Source organism: Mesorhizobium sp. M6A.T.Ce.TU.002.03.1.1 (assembly GCF_003997275.1).
GTDB classification, from domain to species: Bacteria; Pseudomonadota; Alphaproteobacteria; order Rhizobiales; family Rhizobiaceae; genus Mesorhizobium; species Mesorhizobium mediterraneum.
This window is the reverse complement of sequence record NZ_RZTI01000186.1, coordinates 1-8,891: the sequence shown is the minus strand read 5'-3', so window position 1 is coordinate 8,891 and position 8,891 is coordinate 1. Positions and strand designations below refer to the sequence as shown.

9 protein-coding genes and 1 pseudogene are annotated in these 8,891 nt (G+C 63.2%); 6 read left to right on the top strand and 4 right to left on the bottom strand.

Features of this window, described 5'->3' with window-relative positions:
* From EOC93_RS31035 to EOC93_RS31020, 4 genes are all read right to left on the bottom strand, one after another.
* Nucleotides 1–376: aldehyde dehydrogenase family protein (locus tag EOC93_RS31035; protein ID WP_127206528.1), on the bottom strand; the 376-nt coding region annotated here is incomplete at its 3' end.
* The gene (locus EOC93_RS31030) at nt 373–1,425 is read right to left on the bottom strand and encodes an LLM class flavin-dependent oxidoreductase (protein ID WP_095483703.1); all 1,053 of its coding nucleotides are present in this window, start codon (nt 1,423–1,425) and stop codon (nt 373–375) included. The genes EOC93_RS31035 and EOC93_RS31030, both read right to left, overlap by 4 nt.
* Before the next feature lie 6 nt (nt 1,426–1,431).
* Nucleotides 1,432–3,225: an alpha/beta fold hydrolase gene (locus EOC93_RS31025; protein WP_095483704.1), complete on the bottom strand. Its 1,794-nt coding sequence runs from the start codon at nt 3,223–3,225 to the stop codon at nt 1,432–1,434.
* Complete coding sequence (locus tag EOC93_RS31020) at nt 3,218–3,805, bottom strand: amino acid synthesis family protein (protein ID WP_095483996.1); 588 nt, start codon at nt 3,803–3,805, stop codon at nt 3,218–3,220. The genes EOC93_RS31025 and EOC93_RS31020 overlap by 8 nt, the downstream gene beginning before the upstream one ends.
* Before the next feature lie 147 nt (nt 3,806–3,952).
* Here EOC93_RS31020 and EOC93_RS31015 point away from each other — a divergent pair, with 147 nt between their 5' ends.
* The 6 genes and pseudogenes from EOC93_RS31015 to EOC93_RS35140 all read left to right on the top strand — a co-directional run.
* The gene (locus EOC93_RS31015) at nt 3,953–4,624 is read left to right on the top strand and encodes a GntR family transcriptional regulator (RefSeq protein ID WP_095483705.1); all 672 of its coding nucleotides are present in this window, start codon (nt 3,953–3,955) and stop codon (nt 4,622–4,624) included.
* Nucleotides 4,625–4,872: 248 nt separating this feature from the next.
* A complete protein-coding gene (locus tag EOC93_RS31010; RefSeq protein ID WP_245461590.1) occupies nt 4,873–5,460 on the top strand; it encodes a sulfocyanin-like copper-binding protein in 588 nt (195 codons plus the stop codon).
* A gap of 264 nt (nt 5,461–5,724) precedes the next feature.
* Nucleotides 5,725–6,531, top strand: coding sequence for an SDR family oxidoreductase (locus EOC93_RS31005; protein ID WP_127206529.1), 807 nt, complete (start codon nt 5,725–5,727; stop codon nt 6,529–6,531).
* Nucleotides 6,532–6,541: 10 nt separating this feature from the next.
* A complete protein-coding gene (locus EOC93_RS31000; RefSeq protein WP_127206526.1) occupies nt 6,542–7,489 on the top strand; it encodes a 3-hydroxyacyl-CoA dehydrogenase in 948 nt (315 codons plus the stop codon).
* Nucleotides 7,486–8,448, top strand: a complete 963-nt coding sequence (locus EOC93_RS30995) for a 3-keto-5-aminohexanoate cleavage protein (protein WP_095483707.1) — start codon at nt 7,486–7,488, stop codon at nt 8,446–8,448. Before EOC93_RS31000 ends, EOC93_RS30995 begins: the two co-directional genes overlap by 4 nt.
* 265 nt (nt 8,449–8,713) lie before the next feature.
* Nucleotides 8,714–8,891 (top strand): annotated as a pseudogene (locus tag EOC93_RS35140) (acyl-CoA dehydrogenase); the annotation flags it as partial.

Sequence of the window (8,891 nt, the reverse complement as noted above, 5' to 3'; positions counted from 1 at the left end):
GATGCGAGCCTTCATGCTTGTCGGCAAGCCCGCCATAGTAGCGGTAATAGTCGCCGACATAGGCGATCTGGGCGCGGGTCTCGCGGATGATCTTGCCGGTGTCGCGCGTTTCCAGTTCAGCCAGGCGGCCGGCATTGGCGACGACCAGGTCGCCGAGGCGCACCAGCAGCTTGCCTCGCGCCGTCGCCGTCAGCGATGCCCACGCGGCGGAGTGCAAAGTCCGGTGCGCCGCTTCGACGGCGCGGTCGACATCGGCTTCGGTTGCAGCGGGCATCGTCGCCCAGGGCGCTCCGGTGGACGGATCGATGCTTTCGAAGGTGGCCGTCGGCGTATCGAACGCTCCATCTATGAAGTTGCTGAATGCCACGAGGGTCATTGCGGCCTCCCATGCCCGAACGCCGGCATCACCTTGTCGACAAACAGCTGCAGCGACTTCTTCTTGCGTTCGTGCGGTAGGCCGCTGTCGATCCAGATCGAATATTGGTCGTAGCCGAGCGCCTCGTATGCCTTCAGCCGGGCGATCACCTCTTCGGCTTCGCCGATAACCAGGTTCTGTCGCATTTTGTCGGGCGCATATTGCGGCATGGCCGCGATCTCGTCGCCGGTGAGCGCTTCCAATATGCCTTGGCGAACAGGCTTCTTGTTCTGGAACCACGCCCCGAACTGGCAGTAGAACAGCGACAGGTCCTTCGTCAGCTGCTCTGCATCGGCGGCGTCTTCGGCAACGAATGTGTGCATCAGCAGCATGATCTCGGGGCGGGCGATGTCCGGATGCGCCGCGCACGCCGCGTTGAAGCGCTCCATCAGGCTGGTTACCTCATCATCGCCCGAGGCGAGCGGCGTCACCTGGACGTTGCAGCCGTTGGACACGGCGAAGTCGTGCGAGTTCGGATCGCGCGCCGCCACCCAGATCGGCGGGTGCGGTTTTTGCACCGGCTTGGGCGACGAGGTGGTCGAGGGAAAAGACCAGAACTCCCCGGACATCTCGAAGTCGCCCTCCCAGAGGCCCTTGATAGCGGGGATGATCTCGCGCATGCGCTGGCCCGCGCCCCAGGCATCGAGCCCCGGGAACAGGCGCTGGTATTCGTAGCTGTAGGCGCCGCGCGCGATGCCGATGTCGAGCCGGCCAGCCGTGACGACATCGGTCATTGCTGCCTCGCCGGCGAGCTTGATCGGATGCCAGAACGGCGCGATGACCGTTCCTGTGCCGAGCCGGATGCGCTTCGTCCTGGCGCCGAGATAGGCGATGTTGATGAACGGGTTTGGCGAGATGGTGAACTCCATGCCGTGGTGCTCGCCGATCCAGGCCGTCTCGAAGCCTGCCGCCTCGGCCATCAGGACCAGTTCCTCAAGCTCGTCGATGAGCTCGGCATGCGGCTTTGCCGGGTCCGAGCGTTCCATATGGACGAAGAGCGAGAACTTCATATCTGTTCACCCCGAAGTGTTCATGGATACCGGCTTGGCGAGCGGACGGACTTCACCTTCGACCTCGTTGCCGACATAGACTCCAAACGCATCCTCCCGACATTCGCGAACGTAGCGGGCGAGCATCGAGCGCGCAGCAGCGTCGGCGATGTTCAGTCCGGCAATCCTGTCGATGTCGACGAGCCGAACCTGGCCATCGCTGGAGTGGGGCGCGTCCACCGTGCCGCGGTAATAGACATGCGTTCGCGATGGGTTTGCGGCGTCGTCCCAGACTGCAAACAGGAATCCGAGATGAGCCTCGATGGCTTTCGCAGCCAGCCGTCCCCTGAGGCTTCGCGTGTCGGCGGGCGTCCCGAGTCCTCGGCCCGCCGGCAGTTCGAAAAAGCCGTCGGCATTTTCGAAAAACAGCACGCGGCCTTCGTCTTCGAGGATAGCGCCGACCTCCATGTCCGGAGGCGCGGCCGCCAGAGCTTCCTGGCTGAGACCAGGCGAGACATACGCCCCACGGCAATAGCCGAGGGGCTGCGATGAATTGTGGGAGAATTCGCGAACGCGGCCGATGAGGATCGAATGGTCGCCGGCGTCGACCAACTGCTCCATGTCACAGTCAAACGTCGCCACCGATCCAGCGAGCAGCGGGCTGCCGGTCGGGCCGAAGCGCCACTCGACAGCCGAGAACTTGTCCTGCGATTTCGAAGCGAAGACGCCGGACGCGGCTCTCTGTTCCTCCGAGAGCACATTGATGGCAAAGCACTTCGAGGTCGAAAACACCGGATGACCCAGCGCTTTCTTGGCGATGCAGACCAGCACAAGCGGCGGATCGAGCGAAACGGATGTAAACGAATTGGCGGTGAAGCCTCGAGGCTCTCCTTCCGGCCCGATCGCGGTGACGATGGTAACGCCGGTCAGGAAGGAACCGAGCGCCCGCCTGAATTCGCCCGCGTCGAAGGCTGTGTCCATCGCCGGTCGCGCCGGTGTGCTTGCGCCGTCGTTGCTCTCGAGAAAATCGACAATGCGCCGTGTGACCGTGTCAGGCGAGGCTACGGCCATCATATGTCTTTCGCCCTCCAGAACGGCGCAGCGACCGCACGGCGCGAGGCGGGCCATCGCCGCCGACATCGCAGGCGAGGAATTCCTGTCCTGCGAGCCGGTCATGAACAGAGTCGGCATCGCTAGACCGGAAAGACGATCGCCATGCGCCGCATCCGCATGGGCGAAAAGTCGATACGTGCGCGCATAGCCTTCCGGGTTGACGCTCTGCAGTGCCGCGCGCGTTGTCCTCGCCGCCTCGGCCAGGCTGTCGGGGACGGGGTTGCCGAACCAGCGCGCGATCGTTGCGTCCGTCCCTGACGGGTTTTCCGCGCCATTCAATTCGGCGGCGCGCTCGCGCACTGCCTGCGCAAGGTCCGCCGGGCGGCGAAAGACCGCGTTGAGCGACACCATGCGGCGGACCCGTTCTGGTGCGTTGAGAGCGATTTCCTGCCCGACCAGCGCCCCCATTGAATGGCCAACGATCGAGACGGCATCCAGGCCAAGGTGATCAAGAAGCCGGATTGCCTGTCCTGCATAGTCGGCAAGGCTGGCGTCCTCGGGCGGTAGCGGCGACCGGCCATGCCCCAGCATGTCGATCGCGATCACATCCCATCTGTCCCGCATCAGCTCGATCTGGGGCCCCCAGATCGCCGCGTTCATGCCGACGCCGTGGATGAGGAGGACGGGCGCGCCGGATCCGGCCCGGATGAAGCCGGTGCCGTCAGGCGCCGTTTCGCGATGCCAGGCAGGCTCCGTCAGCTCAGCCATGCAGGTCGCCGACCTCCTTGAGATCCTGGTAGCGGTCGCCGATGCGATGATGCGGTCGTCCGCCGATCGAGGCGCCAAGCGCTACCACCAGCTCGTCCGGCGCCGGCGCGTCGCCGATCTGGAAATGCACAGTCAGGTAGTGCGAACGTCGGCCTTCATCGTACTTGTCCATGAGTGGGATCATGATCGGCGTGTTCGGCCCGCCACGCAGGTTGGTGAAGGCGAGATAGGTCTTGGCGCCGACGGCACGCCGATAGTGGTTGCCGAAATGCAGCGTGTGGATGAGCGCGGAGGCATGCTCGATCTCGCCTGATGTACCGCAGATTGCGGCCTTGCCGTAGCCTTCGATCGCTTCGCCCGATCCCGCAACTGCGAGAATTTCATGGGTCAGCATCTCCCCCAAAACCGGCGCATAGGCGCGGATCTCGGGAGAAAGGTCCTCGGTGAAACCGCGCCCGGCCCAGGGATTGTCGAGCACTGCCGCCACGCCGATCAGTCGCAGCGGCCGGGGGGCCACCTTGCCGCCTTCAATCAGCGTGTTCTCGACATAGGTGACGATCTTTCGGATGGCCGGCTTCATCGAATCCTCGGTGGTCGTTCGGCCGAGGCATCCGGAAAAGCTCCCTTCCGCCCCGGTCATCTTATGGTATACCATACTATTGAAGACCAAATCCCTTGTCAACGGATCGTCGAATCTGTTTGTTTGCGGATGCTGGGAGTAGATGAATTGGCCGACGACACACTGAGGATCGAACGATCCACCAAGACGCTGAGAACGCTGGCGCTGGAGCGCATGCGCGACGCGATCATGGGGTTTCACTTCCAGCCCGGCGAACGGCTGGTCGAGCGGCCGCTTTGCGACCAGCTCGGCGTCAGTCGCTCGGTGGTGCGCGAAGTTCTGCGGCAGTTGGAGACTGAGGGCCTTGTTCAGATGATACCAGGCCACGGACCCGCGGTGGCCAGGCCGGATCTCAGCCGCACCGATGAGATTTATGAACTCCGCGCTTTGATGGAGGGCATCGCGGCGCGCGCCTGCGCGCTGACGGCGACTGAGGACCAGATCGCTGCGCTTGAGCGCGCATTCGATGTGCTGCTCACGGCGTGGGCCTCAGCCAATCCGATCGAGGTGATGCGGGCGACGACAAAATTCTATGAAGTGCTTTTCGATGCCGCCGACAAGCGCATCGCCTGGGAAATCGTCCAGGGTCTGAACGTCCGCATCAACCAGCTGCGTTCCATGACCATCGCTTCGGTGGACCGCCGCGATGCCGCAATTGCCGAAATGACCGACATCATGAACGCGATCAAGTCGCGCAACGGCGATGACGCCGAAGCCGCGGCCCGGCGACATGTGGAGCAGGCGTGGCGAATTGCGCAACAGACCCTTCGCAACAGCTGAAGCAGAAACTTCACATTACGGAATCGCCCGTCGCTCTCGCACTGACGCACTGCAGGCAATTCCAACGCGCATCCCGATGATATAGCAGCAATGGCGTTGTTTCTGACGGCTGACGATAGCGCACTCTGGGTTTGCTGGTGTGGATGCCATTTCAAGCGTATTCTCTTCCTTAGGGAACAAGCCAGGTCGACTTCGATTGGCGGTCGCTTGCGCTCGGCCGCCCCGCTCGGGAGGAGCCTCTGATTGCGATGGCGCGCTTTGCTCACCTCGCCCTTCTCGCCGTTGCCTTGGGATTTTTGCCTGGAATTGCACTGGCTGGGGAGCCTTTCGTCCCGAGCTGGATCAAGAACGATCCTGCAGCCGAGACAGTGGCCATAGAGATTGTTGCCGATTGGAACCAAGTCGAGCGGTATCGCAGGGACAACATCCGGACCGACATTATCGACTTCAACGGTTACTGGGGCGGCAATCTTACCATCGTCGTGCCAGCAGAATGGTCGGTAAAGATCGAGTTCATCAATGGCTCCTCGTCTTTCCGGCACAGCCTGATGCTGACCAGGGTCTACGCTCAGTCAGAGATGCCCGTGAAGTTGACGGCCGAGGATGCGATCTGGGGGGTGTACACCGATCCGCCAGAGGGGATTAAAATCAATGAGAGGAGGCAACTCAACTTTGTTGCGCAGCAGGCCGGGAGCTATTTCCTCGCCTGCGGGAGGCAAACGCATCTGATGGACGGACATTGGATCGGTTTCGAGGTGAGAGACAGCATCGAGCAGGCCGTGGCAATCATAGACGAAAACAAATTTCCGCAGGAGCAGCCCCCAGGACGGCCTTAGGGGCTACGCGAGCAAGCCAGCGCCATGGCTTGGTCGTGGAGATCAATGCAAACCCAGGGCGGCTTACCGGAAATTCGAAAGTCTGGCGTGCCCGAGCAGCTGCCTTTGCTCGCCTAGCCACCAGCGGGCAATGCTTTCGCCACTATTTCAGCTGCCCTATGCCACAAGGGCAATTCTGTACGGCTTGGTCGTTCTGGGCGCTGTCATGGCGCTGCGCGAACGGCGGCTGCAATGAGAAAGGACAACACGATGAGCGCGACGGCGATGAGTAAAGGGGCACCGTCATCGGCGGACGATTTTCTGACCGGGTTGAAGGGGCAGCGCGTGCTGGTGACGGCAGGCGCCGGCGGTATAGGCTTTGCCATTGCCGACACGTTGTCGCGGCTCGGCGCGCGCATCGTCGTTTGCGACGTCTCCGACGAGGCGCTGGCCGCTTCTCCGGACAGGATAGCGCTCGTCGCCGCGGTCAAGGCCGATGTCTCGCGCGAAGACGACGTCGACCGGCTGTTCGAGACCGTCAAGGAAAAGCTCGGCGGCCTCGACGCGCTGATCAACAATGCCGGCGTTGCCGGGCCGACCGGCGGCGTCGATGAGATCGATCCGGCGGAGTGGCGGCGCTGCATCGACATCTGCCTGACCGGCCAGTTCCTCTGCGCCCGACGTGCCGTGCCGCTGATCAAGGCGGCGGGCGGCGGCTCGATCGTCTCGATGTCGTCGGCGGCCGGCCGCTACGGCTACGCTTTCCGCACACCCTATTCGGCGGCCAAGTTTGGCGTCATCGGTTTCACGCAGAGCCTCGCCAAGGAACTCGGGCCGCACGGCATAAGGGTCAACGCCATCCTGCCCGGCATCATCGAGGGACCACGCATCGACAAGGTGATCGCCGACCGGGCCAAGCAGCTCGGTGTGTCGAATGAGGCGATGACGGAGCGCTATCTCCAGAACATCTCGCTGCGCCGCATGACCAGCCCTTATGACGTCGCCTCGATGGTCGCCTTCCTGCTGTCCAATGCGGGGATCAACATTTCCGGCCAGTCGCTCGGCGTCGACGGCAACGTCGAAACGCTTTGAGGAACCGATCATGACAAAGGTCGCAATTGTCGGCAGCGGGTTCATCGGACGGGCCTGGGCGATCAGCTTCGCCCGCGCCGGCCACGATGTGCGGATGTGGGATCAGTCGCCGGCCGCGGCGGGCGGTGCGCATGATTACGTCGCCGGCGTGCTGGGTGACCTCGCCGCGAACGATCTGCTGCGCGGACAGGCAATCGATGCCGTGCGTGGCCGCATCGCCGTCGTTGCGGAGCTGGAAGAGGCGCTGGCCGATGCGGTCCATATCCAGGAGAACACGCCCGAAAGCCTCGACGTGAAGCGCGAGGTGTTCTCTCTGATTGATGCGTTGGCCGGTCCGCAAGCGGTGATCGCCAGTTCCACCTCGGCGCTGCTGCCGTCGAAATTCACCGATCATCTGCAAGGGCGGCACCGCTGCCTGGTCGTGCATCCGATCAATCCGCCCTATCTCATTCCGGCTGCGGAAGTCGTGCCGGCGCCATGGACCTCGCCCGAAACGGTCGAAAGGACCCGCGCCTTACTCGTCGCCGCAGGCCACGCGCCGCTGGTGATGAAGCACGAGCTCGACGGCTTCATCATGAACCGCCTGCAGGGCGCGCTGCTGGAGGAGGCTTTTCGCCTTGTCGCCGACGGCTATGCCAGCGTCGAGGACGTCGATATCGGCATTCGCGACGGGCTGGCGCTACGCTGGTCGTTCATGGGTCCGTTCGAGACGATCGACCTCAATGCACCGGGCGGCGTGCGCGACTATGTCGAGCGCTATCAGACGATCTATGCCAACATTTTTCCGCAGACGCTGCGCCGCGTCGACTGGGCCGGCGAGGTCATCGAGACAGTAGAGGCCGACCGCCGCAAGCGGCTGCCGCGGGAAGAGCTCGGCGAACGGCAGGTGTGGCGCGACCGCCGGCTGATGGCGCTGGCGGCGCACAAGAGAAAATCGGATCAGGAGTTCGGACGATGACGGAAACGAACCGCAAGCCCAGCGCTCAGCAGGCCAAGGGCAAGGTTATCATCACTTGTGCGGTGACGGGGGCGATCCACACGCCGACCATGTCGCCCTATCTGCCGATCACGCCGGACCAGATCGCGTCCGAGGCGATCGCGGCGGCAGAGGCGGGTGCCGCGATCCTGCACCTGCATGCCCGCGACCCTGAGACCGGCAAGCCCGACCAGACGCCGGAGGCGTTCGCGCGTTTCCTGCCGCGCGTCAAGCAAGGCACCAACGCCGCCATCAACATCACCACTGGCGGCAGCCCCTACATGAAGGTCGAGGAGCGCGTGCGCCCAGCCACTGAGTTCAAGCCGGAAGTCGCGTCGCTCAACATGGGCTCGATCAATTTCGGGCTCTATCACCTCGCGGACAAATACGAGACCTTCAAGTTCGACTGGGAAAAGCCGCATCTGGAAGCGACGCGCGACCTGGTCTTCCGCAATTCGTTCAAAGACATCGAATACATTCTTGCGACCTGCTACGACAACGGCACGCGCTTCGAGTTCGAGTGCTACGACATTGCCCATCTCTACAATCTCTCGCACTTTGCCGACCGTGGGCTGGTGAAGCCACCGTTCTTCGTGCAGTCGGTATTCGGGCTGCTCGGCGGCATCGGCACGCATCCTGAAGACGTCGCCCATATGAAGCGCACCGCCGACCGGCTGTTCGGCGACCAGTTCCGCTGGTCGGTGCTTGGTGCCGGCGCCAGCCAATTGCGCATCGCGGCGCAATCGGCAGCGCTTGGCGGCAACATCCGCGTCGGGCTCGAGGACAGTCTTTGGGCCGGCAAGGGTAAGCTTGCCAAATCGAACGTCGAACAGGTGGTGCTTGCCCGCAAGATCATCGAAGGCCTCGGCATGGAGGTGGCGACGCCCGACGAGGCGCGCGAGATCCTGTCATTGAAGGGCGGCGACAAGGTCGCGTTCTGAGGTGGATCGCGAGATCTGGGCTTATGACTATGACATCGCGACTGGTGCTGCCAGCAACCGGCGCACCTTCGCCCGCGTCGACGCCGGCCGGGGTGGCGCTGCGGCAGCCTGTTCGCAATAAACGGCCTTGGCATCAAGGGCGTTGCGGAACCACGCTTCGCCGGATGACGGCGGCTGAAAAAGGGGATAGAGGCGAATAAGGAAGCCGAGCGCTCGCTCGATTTCTAGACGATGGCGGCCACCTCGCTTCGCTGAGAGTTTGTCCATGAATTTCGACATTCCAGCCCGCACCGAAGATTACCGCGTCCGCATTGCCGACTTCGTCGAGCGTGAGATCCTGCCGCTCGAGGCCGACAAGACGTCCTATGACGCGCATGGAAATATCGCCTTGCCGCTGCTGGAGGCGCTTCGCGCCAAGGCGCGGATGGCGGGCCTGTGGTGCC

Coding starts and splice junctions, on each gene's coding strand:
- EOC93_RS31030 (WP_095483703.1), bottom strand. CDS start 1,425: ATGAAGTTCTCGCTCTTCGTCCATATGGAACGCTCGGACCCGGCAAAG.
- EOC93_RS31025 (WP_095483704.1), bottom strand. CDS start 3,225: ATGGCTGAGCTGACGGAGCCTGCCTGGCATCGCGAAACGGCGCCTGAC.
- EOC93_RS31020 (WP_095483996.1), bottom strand. CDS start 3,805: ATGAAGCCGGCCATCCGAAAGATCGTCACCTATGTCGAGAACACGCTG.
- EOC93_RS31010 (WP_245461590.1), top strand. CDS start 4,873: ATGGCGCGCTTTGCTCACCTCGCCCTTCTCGCCGTTGCCTTGGGATTT.
- EOC93_RS31005 (WP_127206529.1), top strand. CDS start 5,725: ATGAGTAAAGGGGCACCGTCATCGGCGGACGATTTTCTGACCGGGTTG.
- EOC93_RS31000 (WP_127206526.1), top strand. CDS start 6,542: ATGACAAAGGTCGCAATTGTCGGCAGCGGGTTCATCGGACGGGCCTGG.
- EOC93_RS30995 (WP_095483707.1), top strand. CDS start 7,486: ATGACGGAAACGAACCGCAAGCCCAGCGCTCAGCAGGCCAAGGGCAAG.